This is a genomic window from Streptomyces sp. NPDC056987, assembly GCF_042673865.1.
Taxonomy (GTDB): Bacteria; Actinomycetota; Actinomycetes; order Streptomycetales; family Streptomycetaceae; genus Streptomyces.
In genome coordinates this window covers 21,947-38,031 of sequence record NZ_JBHURV010000013.1, presented here as the reverse complement: position 1 = coordinate 38,031, position 16,085 = coordinate 21,947, and the positions used below count along the sequence as shown (strand labels likewise).

At 72.3% G+C, this 16,085-nt stretch carries 17 protein-coding genes; 13 read left to right on the top strand and 4 right to left on the bottom strand.

All coding sequences use genetic code 11. The features are described from left to right. Nucleotides 1-7: 7 nt before the first annotated feature. The gene (locus ACFTZC_RS17210) at nucleotides 8-1,702 is read left to right on the top strand and encodes a phospho-sugar mutase (protein WP_382890417.1); all 1,695 of its coding nucleotides are present in this window, start codon (nucleotides 8-10) and stop codon (nucleotides 1,700-1,702) included. Nucleotides 1,703-1,775: 73 nt separating this feature from the next. Here the strand turns inward: ACFTZC_RS17210 and ACFTZC_RS17205 are convergent, their stop codons facing one another. Further along, nucleotides 1,776-2,312, bottom strand: coding sequence for a hypothetical protein (locus ACFTZC_RS17205; RefSeq protein ID WP_382890415.1), 537 nt, complete (start codon nucleotides 2,310-2,312; stop codon nucleotides 1,776-1,778). A 210-nt stretch (nucleotides 2,313-2,522) separates the two neighbouring features. Here ACFTZC_RS17205 and ACFTZC_RS17200 point away from each other — a divergent pair, with 210 nt between their 5' ends. Both ACFTZC_RS17200 and ACFTZC_RS17195 read left to right on the top strand, forming a co-directional pair. Next, a complete protein-coding gene (locus tag ACFTZC_RS17200; RefSeq protein ID WP_382890413.1) occupies nucleotides 2,523-3,218 on the top strand; it encodes an SDR family NAD(P)-dependent oxidoreductase in 696 nt (231 codons plus the stop codon). Nucleotides 3,219-3,351: 133 nt separating this feature from the next. Next, complete coding sequence (locus tag ACFTZC_RS17195) at nucleotides 3,352-4,131, top strand: SDR family NAD(P)-dependent oxidoreductase (protein ID WP_382890411.1); 780 nt, start codon at nucleotides 3,352-3,354, stop codon at nucleotides 4,129-4,131. Nucleotides 4,132-4,165: 34 nt separating this feature from the next. Here ACFTZC_RS17195 and ACFTZC_RS17190 read toward each other — a convergent pair whose 3' ends face one another. Then, entirely contained in the window at nucleotides 4,166-4,867 is a 702-nt protein-coding gene (locus ACFTZC_RS17190; protein ID WP_382890409.1) for a PH domain-containing protein, read from the bottom strand. A gap of 138 nt (nucleotides 4,868-5,005) precedes the next feature. On the opposite strand from ACFTZC_RS17190, the gene deoC reads away from it, so the two are divergent. The 4 genes from deoC (at nucleotide 5,006) to ACFTZC_RS17170 (ending at nucleotide 8,705) form a co-directional block, all read left to right on the top strand. Then, a complete protein-coding gene (gene deoC / locus ACFTZC_RS17185; RefSeq protein ID WP_382890692.1) occupies nucleotides 5,006-5,953 on the top strand; it encodes a deoxyribose-phosphate aldolase in 948 nt (315 codons plus the stop codon). A 7-nt stretch (nucleotides 5,954-5,960) separates the two neighbouring features. Then, entirely contained in the window at nucleotides 5,961-7,439 is a 1,479-nt protein-coding gene (locus ACFTZC_RS17180; protein WP_382890407.1) for an aldehyde dehydrogenase family protein, read from the top strand. Next, the gene (locus ACFTZC_RS17175; protein WP_382890405.1) at nucleotides 7,432-8,358 is read left to right on the top strand and encodes an aldehyde dehydrogenase family protein; all 927 of its coding nucleotides are present in this window, start codon (nucleotides 7,432-7,434) and stop codon (nucleotides 8,356-8,358) included. Before ACFTZC_RS17180 ends, ACFTZC_RS17175 begins: the two co-directional genes overlap by 8 nt. Before the next feature lie 110 nt (nucleotides 8,359-8,468). Then, on the top strand, nucleotides 8,469-8,705 hold the full coding sequence (locus ACFTZC_RS17170) for a type II toxin-antitoxin system Phd/YefM family antitoxin (RefSeq protein WP_382890403.1): 237 nt from the start codon (nucleotides 8,469-8,471) through the stop codon (nucleotides 8,703-8,705). A gap of 254 nt (nucleotides 8,706-8,959) precedes the next feature. Here the strand turns inward: ACFTZC_RS17170 and ACFTZC_RS17165 are convergent, their stop codons facing one another. Continuing rightward, complete coding sequence (locus ACFTZC_RS17165; protein ID WP_382890401.1) at nucleotides 8,960-9,382, bottom strand: hypothetical protein; 423 nt, start codon at nucleotides 9,380-9,382, stop codon at nucleotides 8,960-8,962. Between the two features lie 198 nt (nucleotides 9,383-9,580). On the opposite strand from ACFTZC_RS17165, the gene ACFTZC_RS17160 reads away from it, so the two are divergent. After that, nucleotides 9,581-10,279, top strand: a complete 699-nt coding sequence (locus ACFTZC_RS17160; protein WP_382890399.1) for an ATP-binding protein — start codon at nucleotides 9,581-9,583, stop codon at nucleotides 10,277-10,279. Nucleotides 10,280-10,581: 302 nt separating this feature from the next. Here ACFTZC_RS17160 and ACFTZC_RS17155 read toward each other — a convergent pair whose 3' ends face one another. Beyond that, entirely contained in the window at nucleotides 10,582-11,343 is a 762-nt protein-coding gene (locus ACFTZC_RS17155) for a SigE family RNA polymerase sigma factor (protein WP_365807712.1), read from the bottom strand. 159 nt (nucleotides 11,344-11,502) lie between these two features. Between ACFTZC_RS17155 and afsQ1 the strand changes: the two genes are divergently transcribed. From afsQ1 to ACFTZC_RS17130, 5 genes are all read left to right on the top strand, one after another. Next, nucleotides 11,503-12,180 (top strand): two-component system response regulator AfsQ1, encoded by a 678-nt coding sequence (gene afsQ1, locus ACFTZC_RS17150; protein WP_173476453.1) that lies wholly within the window; start codon nucleotides 11,503-11,505, stop codon nucleotides 12,178-12,180. Beyond that, on the top strand, nucleotides 12,177-13,934 hold the full coding sequence (locus ACFTZC_RS17145; protein ID WP_382890396.1) for an ATP-binding protein: 1,758 nt from the start codon (nucleotides 12,177-12,179) through the stop codon (nucleotides 13,932-13,934). Before afsQ1 ends, ACFTZC_RS17145 begins: the two co-directional genes overlap by 4 nt. Continuing rightward, complete coding sequence (locus tag ACFTZC_RS17140; protein WP_382890394.1) at nucleotides 13,931-14,779, top strand: hypothetical protein; 849 nt, start codon at nucleotides 13,931-13,933, stop codon at nucleotides 14,777-14,779. The genes ACFTZC_RS17145 and ACFTZC_RS17140 overlap by 4 nt, the downstream gene beginning before the upstream one ends. Before the next feature lie 147 nt (nucleotides 14,780-14,926). Next, nucleotides 14,927-15,568 (top strand): VanZ family protein, encoded by a 642-nt coding sequence (locus ACFTZC_RS17135; protein ID WP_382890690.1) that lies wholly within the window; start codon nucleotides 14,927-14,929, stop codon nucleotides 15,566-15,568. A gap of 93 nt (nucleotides 15,569-15,661) precedes the next feature. Further along, complete coding sequence (locus ACFTZC_RS17130) at nucleotides 15,662-15,868, top strand: PspC domain-containing protein (RefSeq protein WP_382890392.1); 207 nt, start codon at nucleotides 15,662-15,664, stop codon at nucleotides 15,866-15,868. Nucleotides 15,869-16,085 lie beyond the last annotated feature (217 nt).

Below are 16,085 nucleotides of genomic sequence, written 5' to 3'. Positions count from 1 at the left end.
CTGGCCCATGCACCAGAACGCGCCTCAGGACCCCGCGCCTCAGGACCTCCTCGTCCGCGCCAAGACCTGGCAGGCCGAGGACCCCGACGGCGAGACCCGGGCGGAACTGGGCGAACTCATCAAAGGCGCTGAGGCCGGGGATCTCGACGCCCTGGCGGAACGGTTCGCGGGAACGCTCCAGTTCGGTACCGCCGGGCTCCGCGGCGAACTGGGCGCCGGGCCGATGCGGATGAACCGCGCCGTGGTCATCCGCGCCGCGGCCGGCCTCGCCGCGTACCTGACGGCGCGGGGCGACGGGGACGGCCTGGTCGTCGTCGGGTACGACGCCCGCTACAAGTCCGCCGACTTCGCCCGGGACACCGTGGCCGTGATGACCGGCGCGGGGCTGCGCGCCGCCCTGCTGCCCCGGCCGCTGCCCACGCCCGTGCTGGCCTTCGCCGTACGGCACCTGGGCGCCGTCGCCGGCGTGGAGGTCACCGCGAGCCACAACCCGCCCAGGGACAACGGCTACAAGGTCTACCTCGGCGGCGACTCGGGTGGCTCCCAGATCGTGCCGCCCGCCGACACGGAGATCGCCGGCCGGATCGCCGCCGTCGGCGCGCTGGACACGGTGGCCCGCCCGGAGTCCGGCTGGGACGTCCTCGGCGACGAGATCCTGGCCGCGTACCTGGCCCGTACGGACGCGGTCCTCACGCCCGGTTCCCCGCGCACCGCGCGCGTCGTCCACACGGCGCTGCACGGCGTCGGTACGGAGACCCTCCTCGCGGCCTTCGCCCGCGCCGGCTTCCCCGCGCCCGTCCCCGTACCGGAACAGGCCGAGCCCGATCCGGCCTTCCCGACGGTCGCGTTCCCGAACCCGGAGGAGCCGGGGGCGATGGACCTGGCCTTCGCGACCGCGCGCCGGGTCCGGCCCGACCTGATCATCGCCAACGACCCGGACGCGGACCGCTGCGCCGTGGCCGTCCCCGACGCGACGGCCGGGGCGGGGTGGCGGATGCTGCGCGGCGACGAGGTCGGCGCGCTGCTCGCCGCGCACCTCGTCGCGAAGGGCGCGACGGGCACGTTCGCCGCGTCGATCGTCTCGTCCTCCCTCCTCGGCCGGATCGCCGCGGCGGCGGGGCTGGGGTACGAGGAGACGCTGACCGGCTTCAAGTGGATCGCGCGCGCCGAGGGGCTGCGGTACGGGTACGAGGAGGCGCTCGGCTACTGCGTCGACCCCGACGGCGTACGGGACAAGGACGGCATCACGGCGGCGCTGCTGGTGGCCGAACTGGCCTCGGAGCTGAAGGAGTCGGGCCGTACCCTCACGGACCTGCTGGACGACCTGGCCGTCACCCACGGCCTGCACGCCACGGACCAGCTCTCCGTCCGCGTCCAGGACCTGTCGCTGATCGCCGACGCCATGCGCCGGCTGCGCGAGCACCCGCCCGCCGAGCTGGCGGGGCTGCGCGTCACCACCACCGAGGACCTGTCCGCCGGCACGGACACGCTCCCGCCGACGGACGGGCTGCGCTACCACCTGGACGGCACGTACCGGGCCCGCGTCATCGTCCGCCCGAGCGGCACGGAGCCCAAGCTCAAGTGCTACCTGGAGGCGGTGATCCCGGTAGCCGACGCGCCGGCGCTGCCGATGGCCCGTACGACGGCGGCGGAACTGCTGGAGGCCCTGAAGCGGGAGCTGGCGGAGGCGGCGGGCATCTGACGCCCCACCGCGTCACGCGGCGGCCCGGGCCACCCGGGCCCACCAACTCTTCCCGCAACCGCCCGGCCGCCGCTCACCTGGCGGCCCACCCGCCGGGCGGGGCCCCCGCCTCACGCTTCAGCCAGTCGTCGAACACGGCGATGTCCGTCGCGGCGAGGCCGGTCAGGGAATCCACGCGGTGGAGGAGTGCGGGCCCGTGGTGGTGCGCCGACACCCAGGCCCGATCAGCGCCGGTGATCTCGTCGTCGACCCAGATGAACGGCCGCCCCGCCGCAGCTCCGACGAGCGCCCGGGTCTTCCAGTGCACCCCGCGCACCACGTCCTCCTCCGGGGCGTCCGGCAACTCCGCCACCGGCAACTGGGGCAGCCCGAGCAGCGGGGCTATCACCTCGTTGGCATCGTGCATCCAGGCGGTGGCCCACATCAGAACACAGGGCAACGCCAGCAGAAGCGGCCCGTGCGTGGGGTCGATCTTCGCCAACTGCGGGTTCGACGCGTCCTGCCAGCCGTCCCACTCCTCCCGGGCTGCCGGCAGCCGCGCTCCGCCATAGGGCAGGAGCGTTCCGTCGACGTCCAGGAAGAGCAGCGGGCGCTCCGCATGACCGGTCATGCCCGCAGGCTACCGACCCACCGCCGACCGAGCACTCCACGCTCGGCCGGGCTTGGCCTGGCCTGTCCTGGCAGAGCCCCTGCTTGACGTGCGGGTTCGGACCGAGGGGTAACGGACATATCCGGTGGCGTGTTGTTCACCGGGCCCGCCCCCAAGCCCAGGGAAACGGGACCGCTGGCTGACCTCGCCGCTCCCCCGCATCGTGGAGACATGACCACCACACTCATCACCGGGGCCAACAAGGGGCTCGGGCGCGAGACCGCCCGCCAGTTGATCGCGCGGGGCCACACCGTCTACATCGGCGCGCGGAGCGCCGAGCGCGGTGAGGCGGCGGCGGCCGAACTCGGTGGGCGCTTCGTACGGCTCGACGTCACCGACGACGCGTCCGTGGCGGCCGCCCTGCGGGTGATCGAGGAACGCGAGGGCCACCTCGACGTCCTCGTCAACAACGCGGGCGTCGCGAACCCCGCGCTCGATGTCGACGCGCTCACCGGGGCGGGCGCGCTCGCGGAGTTCGACACCAACGCCGTCGGCGTCATCCGCGTCACCCAGGCCGCGCTGCCTCTGCTGCGCCGGTCCGGGAACCCGGTCGTCGTGAACGTCTCCAGCGGTCTCGGCTCGTTCTGGGCGGTCACCAGCCCGGAGCGCCACGAGTCGCGGAGCCCGTTCGTCGTCTACGCGGCGACGAAGGCGGCGGTCTCGATGCTCACGGTCCAATACGCCAAGGCCGTGCCGGAGATCAAGTTCAACGCCGTCGAGCCCGGCTACACCTCGACCGATCTGACCGGCAACGTCGCGGGCCAGCCGGTCGCGGAGGGCGCCGAGGTCATCGTGCGTCTCGCGACCATCGGCGAGGACGGCCCCACCGGTACCTTCCAGGAGAAGACGGGTGAGCTGCCCTGGTAGCCGGACGAGCAGGGCGAGCCGGGGGAGCCAGGGGCGGCTCGCCCGAGCCGACCACCGACCACCGGCACCCGGCACCCCGGCACCCCGACACCGACACCGACACCGACACCGACACCGACAGGAAACACCCCGCATGAGCAAGCTCGCACTCGTCACCGGCGCCACCTCGGGGATCGGCAGGGCCTTCGCCGAGCGCCTGGCCGCCGACGGCTACGACCTCGTGATCGTGGGACGTCGGCGGGAGCGGCTCGAAGAGTTCGCCGCCGCCCGTCCCGGGACCGAGGTCCGTACCGTCCCGGCCGATCTGTCCACCGACGAGGGCATCGACGCCGTCGCCCGGATCTGCGCCGACGAGCCCCTGACCCTGTTGGTGAACAACGCGGGCGTCGCCCACTACATGCCGCTCGCCGATCTGCCCGCCGCCAAGGCCCGTGAACTGATCAACGTCAAGGTCCTCGCCCCCACCATGATCAGCCGCGCCGCCGTGGCGGGCATGCGCGACCGGGGCCGGGGCGCCATCATCAACGTGGCCGGCATGATCGCGTTCAGTGGTCCCGCCCCGCACTCCCAGATGCCCCGCCGCGCCGTCTACGCGGGGACCCTGGCCCATCTGGTCGCCATGTCCCAGACCCTGAGCGCGGAACTCGAAGGAACGGGCGTCCAGGTCGAGGTCCTGTGCCCCGGTGTGGTCGCCACCGAGTTCCATGAGCGCCAGGGCCTGGACATGAGCGTCGTCCCCCGGATGACCGCCGACGACGTCGTCACCGCCGGACTGCGCGGCCTGGAGCTGGGCGAAGTGGTCTGCGCCCCCGGTGTGGAGGACGCGCGTCTCCTCGACGCCGTCTTCGCGGCCGACCTGGCCGCCTTCGGAGCCCAGAGCCCCGAACTCGCCACGCGCTACCGGGCCGGGTGAACCGGTCGCGCCGCCGCGCCGTCCGGAGCGCCCCTCACCCCACCAGCAGCAGGACCAGCAGGACGACGAACCCCGCCGCCGCCGGGGCGATGACCTCGTAGGCCCAGCGGACCACCGGGTCGCCCTGGGCGGTGGCACGGGAGGCGGAGCGCTCCGCCAGGTCCCGGAGGTCGGCGGTGGTGCGGTCCGCCGTGGCCATCCTGGCCTGGGAGTCCGTGACGTCGGCGTGGACCGAGGTCCTGCCGTGCGGGTCGTCGCCCGCCCTGCGGGTCTGCTGACGGGCGGCGCGCTTGCGCTGGCGGAGGGAGACCGGGACCGCCCAGAGCTGGAACTTTCCGCTGTCCCGCGTGAACGCCTCGCACGAGTACGAGGCCCGTATGTCCGTGACCGACCCCCACGGCAGGACGATCGTCCGGAACGGGTTCCTGATCCGGAGCCGGTCCGCGCCCGCGAAGACCGCCGGGCGCAGGCTGAACGCGACGATCAGCGGTACGGCGCAGAGCATCCCGGCGAGCGCCAGCCACGGGGTGCGGCCCGTGCCCCGCACCAGCGCGTCGACGCCGATCCACAGGACGATCGCGAGCAGCAGGCCACCGCCCACGATCCCGCCCCCCGACCGGAAGACCCGGTCGGCGTAGCCGGGCTCGGCGGGCTCGGGCCCGGTCGCAGGCTCGGACCCGGACTCGGCGCCGGGGCCGGACGCGGAGGAGTCGTGGTCGGGGGCAGGGCTCGTCATACCTCCGATTCTGCCGTACGCCTCCGGCAGTGGCGGCAGCCGTCCCCGCGCGGGTCACAGCTCGGGAACGGCCCGCCCCGAGAACCTCACACCCCCTGTACAGGTCGCTACGCGCGTAGATATGCTCATCTGGTGACCATGCCCACCATCACCCCCGCATTCGCTGACGTGACCGCGTCCGACAGCACACTGCGCCGCTTCCTCCACGGGCTGCCCGGCGTCGACGCCGTCGGCCTGGAGGCCCGCGCCGCGGCGCTCGGCACGCGTTCGATCAAGACCACGGCCAAGGCGTACGCCATCGACCTGGCGATCTCCATGATCGACCTGACGACGCTCGAAGGCGCGGACACCCCGGGCAAGGTCCGGGCGCTCGCCGCCAAGGCCGTACGACCCGATCCGACCGACCGTACGACCCCCGCGACGGCCGCCGTCTGCGTCTACCCGGACATGGCGGAGACCGCGGTCGCCGCGCTCGCCGGCTCCGGGGTGAAGGTCGCCTCCGTCGCCACCGCCTTCCCGGCCGGCCGCGCCGCGCTCGGCGTGAAGCTCGCCGACACGCGCGACGCCGTGGCCGCGGGCGCCGACGAGATCGACATGGTCATCGATCGCGGCGCGTTCCTCGCGGGGCACTTCCTGAAGGTGTACGAGGAGATCCGCGCCGTCAAGGAGGCGGCGGGCACCGCCCGGCTCAAGGTGATCTTCGAGACCGGCGAGCTGTCCACGTACGACAACATCCGCCGCGCCTCCTGGCTCGGCATGCTCGCGGGCGCGGACTTCATCAAGACGTCGACCGGCAAGGTCGGGGTCAACGCCACCCCCGCCAACACCCTCCTGATGCTGGAGGCCGTACGCGACTTCCGCGCGCAGACCGGCACACAGGTCGGGGTGAAGCCCGCGGGCGGCATCCGCTCCACGAAGGACGCGGTCAAGTTCCTGGTGCTGGTCAACGAGACCGTGGGCGCGGACTGGCTGGACAACCACTGGTTCCGCTTCGGCGCCTCCAGCCTGCTGAACGACCTGCTGATGCAGCGTCAGAAGCTCAGCACCGGCCGGTACTCCGGCCCCGATTACGTCACGGTGGACTGAGGCAGAGATGGCATCACAGAGCACACCCGAGAGCACGTCCCGCACCACCCCGGCGCACCCCTTCACGTACGCGCCCGCCCCCGAGTCCCGCTCGGTCGTCGACATCGCGCCCTCCTACGGGCTGTTCATCGACGGCGAGTTCGGCGAGGCGGCCGACGGCAAGGTCTTCAAGACCGTCAGCCCGTCCACCGAGGAGGTCCTGTCCGAGGTCGCCCAGGCCGGTGCCGACGACGTCGACCGCGCCGTACGCGCCGCCCGCAAGGCGTTCGAGAAGTGGTCCGCCCTGCCCGGCGCCGAGCGGGCCAAGTACCTCTTCCGTATCGCGCGGATCATCCAGGAGCGCTCGCGCGAGCTGGCCGTGCTGGAAACCCTCGACAACGGCAAGCCGATCAAGGAGACGCGCGACGCGGACCTCCCGCTGGTCGCCGCGCACTTCTTCTACTACGCGGGCTGGGCCGACAAGCTCGACCACGCGGGCTACGGCGCCGACCCGCGCCCGCTCGGGGTCGCCGGGCAGGTCATCCCCTGGAACTTCCCGCTCCTCATGCTCGCGTGGAAGATCGCCCCGGCGCTCGCCACCGGCAACACGGTGGTGCTGAAGCCCGCCGAGACGACCCCGCTCTCCGCGCTCTTCTTCGCGGACATCTGCCGCCAGGCAGGGCTCCCCAAGGGCGTCGTCAACATCGTCACCGGCGACGGCACGACGGGCGCGGCGCTCGTCGGGCACCCGGGCATCGACAAGGTCGCGTTCACCGGTTCGACCGCCGTCGGCAAGGCCATCGCCCGCGAGATCGCCGGTACGGGGAAGAGGGCCACGCTCGAACTGGGCGGCAAGGGCGCGAACATCGTCTTCGACGACGCCCCGGTCGACCAGGCCGTCGAAGGCATCGTCACGGGCATCTTCTTCAACCAGGGGCAGGTCTGCTGCGCGGGCTCGCGGCTGCTCGTCCAGGAGTCCGTCCACGACGAGGTGCTGGACGCGCTGAAGCGCCGGCTGTCCACCCTGCGCGTGGGCGACCCGCTGGACAAGAACACCGATCTCGGCGCGATCAACTCCGCCGAGCAGCTCGCCCGGATCCGGGCGCTGGCCGAGACGGGCGAGGCGGAGGGCGCGGAGCGCTGGTCGCCCGCGTGCGAACTGCCGTCCGCCGGCTACTGGTTCGCGCCGACGCTCTTCACCAACGTCACGCAGGCGCACACGATCGCGCGGGACGAGATCTTCGGCCCGGTGCTGTCGGTGCTGACGTTCCGTACGCCCGACGAGGCCGTGGCCAAGGCCAACAACACGCAGTACGGCCTGTCGGCGGGCATCTGGACGGAGAAGGGCTCGCGGATCCTCGCGGTCGCGAACAAGCTCCGGGCGGGTGTCGTCTGGGCCAACACGTTCAACAAGTTCGACCCGACCTCGCCCTTCGGCGGCTACAAGGAGTCGGGTTACGGCCGCGAGGGCGGTCGCCACGGCCTGGAGGCGTACCTCGATGTCTAAGGAATCCACCGGCGCCGGCACCGGCCGACTGAACGTCTTCAAGACCTACAAGCTGTACGTGGGGGGCAAGTTCCCCCGGAGCGAGAGCGGTCGGGTGTACGAAGTGACCGACACAAAGGGCGCCTGGCTGGCCAACGCCCCGCTGTCCTCCCGCAAGGACGCCCGGGACGCGGTCGTGGCGGCCCGCAAGGCGTTCGGCGGCTGGTCGGGCGCGACGGCGTACAACCGGGGCCAGGTCCTCTACCGCGTCGCCGAGATGCTGGAGGGCCGCCGGGAGCAGTTCGTACGGGAGGTGGCGGAGGCCGAGGGCCTGTCGAAGCCGAAGGCGGCGGCCGTGGTGGACGCGGCGGTCGACCGCTGGGTCTGGTACGCGGGGTGGACGGACAAGATCGCCCAGATCGCGGGCGGAGCGAACCCGGTCGCGGGGCCGTTCTTCAACCTCTCCACGCCCGAGCCGAGCGGTGTCGTCGCGGTCCTGGCCCCGCGCGAGTCGTCGTTCCTGGGGCTGGTCTCGGTGATCGCACCGGTCATCGCGACGGGCAACACGGCGGTCGTCGTGGCGAGCGAGACGTCTCCGCTGCCCGCGCTCTCGCTGGGCGAGGTGCTGGCCACGTCCGACGTGCCGGGCGGGGTGGTCAACATCCTCTCGGGCCGTACGGCGGAGATCGCTCCATCGCTCGCCGCGCACCAGGACGTCAACGGGATCGACCTGACGGGCGCGGACGAGTCGCTCGCCAAGGAGCTGGAGATCGCCGCGGCGGACAACCTCAAGCGCGTACGACGCCCCCGTGCCGCGGAACCCACAGACACAGCAGCCTGGACGGCCGCCCCGGGCACGCACCGGCTGACGGCCTTCCTGGAGACGAAGACGGTCTGGCACCCGACGGGCAGCCTGGGCGCGTCGGGCTCGGCGTACTGACCCGTCAGCGTGGAAGCCCTGTTCTCCCTCGTTCGAGTGGAAACAGGGCTTCCTTGATGCACAGAACTTGGCAGAGTCGCACTCTTCTGCACATGACTGACAGGTATGCCATGACTGAGGCTCGCGCCAACTTGGGCACGCTGGTGCGCCGGGTGGCTCACTCTCGCGAACGGATCGCCATCACAGACCACGGACACGTCGCGGCCATACTGATCAACCCGCAGGATCTCGCGGATCTGGAGGACTCGCTCGCCCTGGCCGAGTACCGGTTGGGGAAGGAGCGCGGGACGCTGAAGCCAGGCATCCCGCACGCCGAAGTCCGGCAGATGCTGGGGCTGGACAAGTGACCTACGAGATCATCTGGGAGCCGCGTGCGACGAACGCGGCTCTCCGCTTCCTCAAGGACGACCCGGTCGGGCCCTCCGCCATGTACGAGGCTGTGGATTCGCTCGCGGCAGACCCATGCCCGAGCGGCTCATTCGCGTACTGATCGGCCGATGAACGACGCTTACACATCGGCAACTACCGAGTCCTGTACGTGATCGACGAGGGAGTCATCCGAATCCTTGTCACCCATCTCGGCCGCACCCCCTGACACCGCTCACCGCGGCAGCAGCCCCACCACCTGGCCCACCAGCGGCATGTCCTTGAGCGCTCCGCTTCCCTTGGTCAGCGGGTCGGTGAGCGCGGCCGTGGAGACCGGCTTGAAGTCGGCCACCTGGGTGCCCAGCGCGTTGTCCAGCGGGTCCACGCCCGTGCCGGCCAGGGGGTTGAGCTTGAGGTTCGTGACCGGGTTCAGGGCGCCCGCCGCCGCGTAGCCGAGTGCGCCGGTGAGGGCCTGGCCCGCCGCCTGCCCCGATGCGGCGAGCTGCGCCTCCGTGTCGGACGAGGAGGTGGGCGCGGGCGCCGGGGCCGCGTGGGCCGCCGCGCCGCCCAGGCCGAGGGCCGCGCCCGCCACCGAGAGAGTCAGGCCGGCGCGCAGCAGGGTGCGGCGCCGGGCGGGAGGAAGTGCGTGACGTGCCATGGGATGTCCTGCCTGGCCGGGGCGTTCAAGCCGGGTCGATGGTGACGAGGAACGCGAACGGTTTGAGTGACCGAACGGGCACTCAGCGTAGTCGAGGTGGAGGGTGTGATGCCAATAACCCGCCAAATCGACCGCTGGAACTCGCCTGATCGCCCCCAGGGGTTCACCGCGCGGACGGATGCCGCACACTGGTGTCCCGTGAGCTCTCCCACCCTTCCGACCCGAGTCGTGCTGCTCGCGGGGCCGTCCGGCTCCGGAAAGTCGTCTCTCGCCGCCCGTACGGGGCTGCCCGTACTGCGCCTCGACGACTTCTACAAGGAGGGCGACGACCCGACGCTGCCCCTGGTGCCCGGCAGCGCGGACATCGACTGGGACTCCGTACGGTCCTGGGACGCGGACGCGGCGGTCGCGGCGATCGTCGAGCTGTGCCGTACGGGCCGTACGACCGTTCCCGTCTACTCCATCGCGACGAGTTCGCGGGTGGACGCGGAGGCACTGGACGTCGGGCGCGCCCCGCTCTTCCTCGCGGAGGGCATCTTCGCCGCGGACATCGTCGCGCGCTGCCGGGAGTTGGGGGTCATGGCCGACGCGCTCTGTCTGCGGGGCCGTCCCTCGACGACGTTCCGGCGGCGGCTCGCGCGCGATCTGCGCGAGGGGCGGAAGTCGGTGCCGTTCCTGCTGCGGCGCGGCTGGCGGCTGATGCGGGCCGAGCGCGCGATCGTCGGCCGGCAGGCGGCGCTGGGCGCGCATCCGTGCGACAAGAGGGAGGCGCTGGGCCGGATCGCCGCCTCGGCCGCCGGGGGCCTCGCGCCGCGTCTCACACCCCGCGGCGAACGGGACACCGGGCGCGCGGCGGAGTCCACCTCCGCGGCGGGCCGTACCGGCAACCCCACCTGACGCACCGGCGCGAACGGGGCCGCACGGGGCCGGGAGCGCACGGAAGCGGGGCCGTACGCACGCGAAAGCGGGGCCGTACCGGCCCCCCAGCCCGTACGGTCCCGCTTCCTTTTTCGTGCTCCCCCGGAGCGCCGCAGTTCCCCCGCGGCTTTTACGCTCCCCCCATATCCCCCGTATCCCCCGTGATTTCCCCTTGTTTCTCCGGGTTCTCCCCCCGAATCCCCCGGATTTCCCCCCCTGCTACCGCCGTCTCCCCCGAAACGACGGTCCCCCCGTATCCCCCGTGTTCCCCCCACTTGCCCTCAGGCGACGAGTTCGCCGAAGGACTCTTCCTCGTCACGGCCGAAGCTGAGGACCTCGTCCTCACGCAGCCGGCGGAGCGACCGCCAGATGCTCGACTTCACCGTGCCGACACTGATGTCGAGGATGTCCGCGATCTCCGGATCGGTGCGGCCCTCGTAGTAGCGCAGGACGAGCATCGTCCGCTGGAGTTCGGGCAGCCGGGCGAGCGCCTGCCAGAGCACGGCGCGCAGCTCCGTGCCGCGCATCGCGTCCGTGTCGCCCGCCGTCTCCGGCAGCTCCTCCGTCGGGTACTCGTTGAGCTTGCGCCTGCGCCAGGCGCTGATGTGCAGATTGGTCATGGTGCGGCGGAGGTAGCCCCCGACCGCCGCCTTGTCGCTGATCCTGTCCCAGGCCCGGTACGTGGAGAACAGCGCGCTCTGCAGCAGGTCTTCGGCCTCGAACCGGTCCCCCGTCAGGTGGTAGGCCGTCGCGTACAGGGAGGCGCGGCGCTCCTGGACGTAGGCGGTGAACGCCGCTTCGGCGTCCCCCGTCCCCGCCGGAACCTTCCGCTCCCCCGTGGCCCCCGTGGCCTCCCTGTACGCGACTCCTCCGCTGCCCGCCTGGGGCGCGTCAACCACCGTCATGTACGACGGCTTGTGCTGACGCCCGGCGCCGCGAACGCACCCCCGCCCGTTCACGGCGCCGGACTTCTCGTTGCTCCTGCTGACGTCGTGAAGACGCGTGACCACTGCGCTTGAGGTCGTTCCGTGCAGTGCGTTCATCCCGCGCCCCCCGTCGGTTGGAGTCTGCTTCGTTCCGTGTGGCAATGAGCTTGCCGGGGCAGTTTCATGGACCTGTCCGCCGACTGTCACAGCCGTGTCACAGGGGCCAGTGGCACGCAACGGTCGAACTCCGGTCCCCCATGGGACAGAATGACCTCCGTGCCTTTTCTGCTGCTGATCGAGGACGACGACGCCATCCGCACGGCCCTCGAACTCTCCCTGTCACGCCAGGGCCACCGGGTGGCCACCGCGGCGACGGGTGAGGACGGCCTGAAACTGCTCCGCGAGCAGCGGCCGGATCTGATCGTGCTGGACGTGATGCTGCCCGGGATCGACGGCTTCGAGGTCTGCCGCCGCATCCGCCGTACCGACCAGTTGCCGATCATCCTGCTGACCGCCCGCAGCGATGACATCGACGTGGTGGTCGGGCTGGAGTCGGGGGCGGACGACTACGTGGTGAAACCGGTGCAGGGCCGGGTGCTGGACGCCCGGATCCGCGCGGTCCTGCGGCGCGGCGAGCGGGAGTCCACGGACTCCGCGACGTTCGGCAGCCTGGTGATCGACCGTTCCGCGATGACGGTCACCAAGAACGGCGAGGACCTTCAGCTCACACCGACCGAGCTGCGGCTGCTGCTGGAGCTGAGCCGGCGGCCGGGTCAGGCGCTGTCGCGGCAGCAGTTGCTGCGGCTGGTGTGGGAGCACGACTATCTCGGTGACTCGCGGCTGGTGGACGCGTGCGTGCAGCGGCTGCGCGCGAAGGTGGAGGACGTACCGTCCTCGCCGACGCTGATCCGTACGGTGCGCGGGGTGGGCTACAGGCTGGACGCGCCTTCGTGAGTGACGTACCCAGGGGGGACGGCCCGCCGGACGCCGGCCCGCCGTCGAAGAACAACGCCACCGGCGAGGACGGTCCCGCGCGTGCGGACGAGGCGCGTACCGAAACCGCGCGTACGGAAGCCGGGTGTACGGACCGGGCCTGCGCGGACCAGCCCGTCGACCCGTACGTCCCGCCGCGCCGCGGCGCCGAGGACGGCAAGGGCCGCGGCCTCGGCGGCAAGGACGGCCGGGCCAGGAAGGCGTTCCTCGCCGGGCTCCGGTGGACCAGTCTGCGGCTGCGGCTCGTCATCGTCTTCGGTGCCGTCGCGCTGACCGCTGCCGTCTCCGCGTCGGGGATCGCGTACTGGCTCAACCGCCAGGCCGTGCTGACCCGTACCCAGGACTCGGCGCTCAACGACTTCCAGCAGGAGATGCAGAGCCGCGCCGCCGAACTGCCGCTGTGGCCGCGGCAGAGCGATCTGCAGAACACCGCCGAGCGCATGGCGGGCGACAACGCCGGTTACAGCGTGGTGCTGATCGCCGCGCGGGACAAGGGGAAGCCGATCGTCGGCGCCTCCGACCCCGACATGTTCACCATGGACGACGTGCCGAAGTCGCTCCAGGACGCGGTGAACGACCGGCAGAAGGTCACGGCGTCCAACAAGTACCCGTACCACGTGTTCTGGCAGCGCACCGAGCGCGGCGGCACGCCGTATCTGGTGGGGGGCACCCGGATCATCGGCGGTGGTCCCACCGGTTATCTGTTCAAGTCCCTCGACCAGGAACGGGCGGATCTCAACTCGCTGGCCTGGTCGCTGGGGATCGCCACGACGCTCGCGCTGATCGGCTCGGCGCTGCTCGCGCAGGCCGCCGCGACGACCGTGCTCAAGCCGGTGCAGCGGCTCGGTGAGGCGGCGCGGCAGCTGGGCGAGGGCAAGTTCGGGACGCGGCTGCGGGTGTCGGGGTCGGACGAACTGGCCGATCTGTCGCGTACGTTCAACAACGCCGCGGAGTCCCTGCAGAAGAAGGTCGCGGACATGAGCGCGCGGGAGGAGTCGAGCCGCCGCTTCGTCGCCGACATGTCGCACGAGCTGCGTACCCCGCTCACCGCGCTCACCGCCGTCACCGAGGTCCTGGAGGAGGAGGCCGACAGCCTCGACCCGATGATCGCGCCCGCGGTGACGCTCGTGGTGAGCGAGACGCGGCGGCTCAATGTGCTGGTCGAGAATCTGATGGAGGTCACCCGCTTCGACGCGGGTACGGCCCGTCTCGTCCTGGACGATGTCGACGTGGCCGACCAGGTCACGGCGTGCATCGACGCGCGTGCCTGGCTGGACGCGGTGGAACTGGACGCCGCGCGCGGCATCGTGGCCCGGCTCGACCCGCGCCGGCTCGACGTGATCCTGGCGAATCTGATCGGCAACGCGCTCAAGCACGGCGGTTCGCCGGTACGGGTGGCGGTGCGAACCGAGGGCGAGGAGCTGGTGATCTCGGTACGGGACCACGGCCCCGGGATCCCCGAGGACGTACTGCCCCATGTCTTCGACCGCTTCTACAAGGCGAGCGCCTCCCGGCCGCGTTCGGAGGGCAGCGGGCTCGGGCTGTCGATCGCGATGGAGAACGCGCACATCCACGGCGGGGACATCACGGCGGTGAACGTGCCGGACGGCGGCGCGATGTTCGTGCTGCGGCTGCCGCGCGACGGCGCGCCGGGACCGGACAGCGGCCCCCGGGGCGGGGACACGGAGCCGGGAGAGGCGGACGAAAGACCGTGAGGCGCTGGAGCAGGACCGGCCACGGCGGGACCGGGCAGGACGGATCCGGACGGAACCGGACCCGACGGGACGGGGCCGGGCAGGACGGGACCAGGCGGGACGGGGCCGAACGCGGTGGGGCCGTCGAACGCGGCGGGGCGGGGCACGGCGGCACCGGCCCGATAGCCGTCCGTACGCGGGTGCCCGTGCGGGTGCGGCCGGTATCCGTCCGGGTGCGGCCGGCCGCGCGGGCTCCGCTCGCCGTCCGTACGGCCGGGCGCCTCGCCGGTGTCGTGGCGCTCGTCGCGCTCGCCGCCGGCTGCGGGATCAGGACCACCTCCGTGCCGGTGGACGCCGGGCCCGCGCCGTCGCGGATGCCGTGCGAGATCGCCGGGAAGGACGTCATCACCCAGTCGGAGTCCGGGGTTCCGGTCCGGGTCTATCTGGTGTGCGCCTCCGGCCTCGCCTCGGTCGAGCGCGCGGCCGGGATCCCGGCGGGCGGGTCGGCCGGCGACCGGCTGGGGGCCGCGCAGGCGCTGCTGGACGAGTTGCAGGCGGAGCCGTCCACCGCCGAGCGCGAGGCCGGTTTCACCACCTCCGTACGGGGACCGCTGGTCGTCTCGGCGGCGCACGCCGGCGACCCGGCGGGGGCGCTGCGGCTCAGCCGCCAGCCGGAGGACCTGCCGGCGGCGGCGCTCGCCCAGATCGTCTGCACGTTCGCGGAGGGCGTGGCCACGGACGGCCGGGTCGCGCTCGGCGGCCCCGGCAGCTACGCGACGCGTACGTACGGCTGCGACCAGGACACCAAGCGCCACCCGGACGCCGAGTTGCCGACCCTGGCACCGGGCACGGGCACCGCCCCCTGAGCCCACGGACCGCGCCGCAGCGGCCGGTGGGTGATGCCGGTCTCATGCGCGCGTTGCTCCCGCACATCCGGAACCGATGTCCCGGCGTACGGCGTCTCTGAGGGCGTGCGTCAAGGTCCGGGCGGCAACGCCGTCTTCCGCTTCCGTATGGCGGGGCTCGTTCTCCTCCTCATACATCTGTCGCTGGTGGGGTGGGTGACGCTCCGTCCCCTCGACGTCATGTGGGTGAACGCGGCCAATCTGACGCCGTTCGCCGGGATCAGGGCCGATCTGGCCCTCGGTCCTCCGGAGGCGGCCCGCCGGATCGGTGAGGGGCTGCTGCTGCTCGCCCCGGTCGGGGTGCTGCTGCCGGTGGTGGACGGCCGGATCGCCGTTTCCTTCTGGGCCTCCCTGACCCGTACGGTCACGGCGGGGGCGCTGCTCTCCCTCGGGATCGAGATGGCGCAGACCGTGGTGCCGGGACGCGTCGTCGACGTGGATTCCCTGCTGCTCAACACGGCCGGGGTGGCGCTCGCGCATCTCCTGGTGGTGCCCGCGGGCCGGGCCAGGCTCCGCCGGGAACGGGAGGCTCGGCGGGAGCGGCGGGAGGGACGGGGCGGGCAGGACCGGCGGGAGAACCTGTTCCGTACGGTACGGCGCGGACCGACGAGGCCCCGTACCGCCGGGCGGAAGGCCATCGGCGCCGAGTCGTCCCTGCGGGGGACGACGGCCCGCGCGGAGACGGTCGCGCGGGATGAGACCCCTCAGGGGGCTACCCCGACGATTCCCAGGGTCGGGATCGCCCCGTAGAGCGACGTTTCATCCCTTCCGGCGGAGCACCATGGAGTCATCGGGAGCACGGACAGGAAGCGCTCCCCCGATGGTCTCGTGAAGGAGCCCACCATGGCCGGTCTGGTCCGCCCCCGTGAGGGACGCATGCTCGGCGGGGTGTGCGCGGCGCTGGCACGGCGCTTCGGCACCTCCGCCAACACGATGCGGGTCGTGTTCCTGCTCTCGTGCCTGCTGCCCGGCCCCCAGTTCCTGCTGTACCTGGCGCTCTGGGTGCTGTTGCCGGGCGAGAAGTCGGTCTCGGCCTCCACGGCCTGGTAGGCCGCCCGTCGACCGCCACTCGCCGCCCCGGAGTCCTGATGGGGTGGCCGGGGGCTGGAGGCGGGGACCCGTGAAGCCGTGCGTGCGTCCGTAACGCCGTAGATGCCGGTACGGGCGCACGCACACGCGACAGTGGGGCCGCGGAACCCCGGAGCCGGGGTAGGCGGCCCCCCCCCGGGTGTGCAGGGCGGGGGTGGCCGCAGGGCGGGGGGTACCG

Coding starts and splice junctions, on each gene's coding strand:
- ACFTZC_RS17155 (WP_365807712.1), bottom strand. CDS start 11,343: ATGAACGCACTGCACGGAACGACCTCAAGCGCAGTGGTCACGCGTCTT.
- ACFTZC_RS17205 (WP_382890415.1), bottom strand. CDS start 2,312: ATGACCGGTCATGCGGAGCGCCCGCTGCTCTTCCTGGACGTCGACGGA.
- ACFTZC_RS17130 (WP_382890392.1), top strand. CDS start 15,662: ATGGCCGGTCTGGTCCGCCCCCGTGAGGGACGCATGCTCGGCGGGGTG.
- ACFTZC_RS17170 (WP_382890403.1), top strand. CDS start 8,469: ATGACTGAGGCTCGCGCCAACTTGGGCACGCTGGTGCGCCGGGTGGCT.
- ACFTZC_RS17175 (WP_382890405.1), top strand. CDS start 7,432: ATGTCTAAGGAATCCACCGGCGCCGGCACCGGCCGACTGAACGTCTTC.
- ACFTZC_RS17165 (WP_382890401.1), bottom strand. CDS start 9,382: ATGGCACGTCACGCACTTCCTCCCGCCCGGCGCCGCACCCTGCTGCGC.
- ACFTZC_RS17210 (WP_382890417.1), top strand. CDS start 8: ATGCACCAGAACGCGCCTCAGGACCCCGCGCCTCAGGACCTCCTCGTC.
- ACFTZC_RS17195 (WP_382890411.1), top strand. CDS start 3,352: ATGAGCAAGCTCGCACTCGTCACCGGCGCCACCTCGGGGATCGGCAGG.
- ACFTZC_RS17200 (WP_382890413.1), top strand. CDS start 2,523: ATGACCACCACACTCATCACCGGGGCCAACAAGGGGCTCGGGCGCGAG.
- ACFTZC_RS17180 (WP_382890407.1), top strand. CDS start 5,961: ATGGCATCACAGAGCACACCCGAGAGCACGTCCCGCACCACCCCGGCG.
- ACFTZC_RS17135 (WP_382890690.1), top strand. CDS start 14,927: ATGGCGGGGCTCGTTCTCCTCCTCATACATCTGTCGCTGGTGGGGTGG.
- ACFTZC_RS17190 (WP_382890409.1), bottom strand. CDS start 4,867: ATGACGAGCCCTGCCCCCGACCACGACTCCTCCGCGTCCGGCCCCGGC.
- deoC (WP_382890692.1), top strand. CDS start 5,006: ATGCCCACCATCACCCCCGCATTCGCTGACGTGACCGCGTCCGACAGC.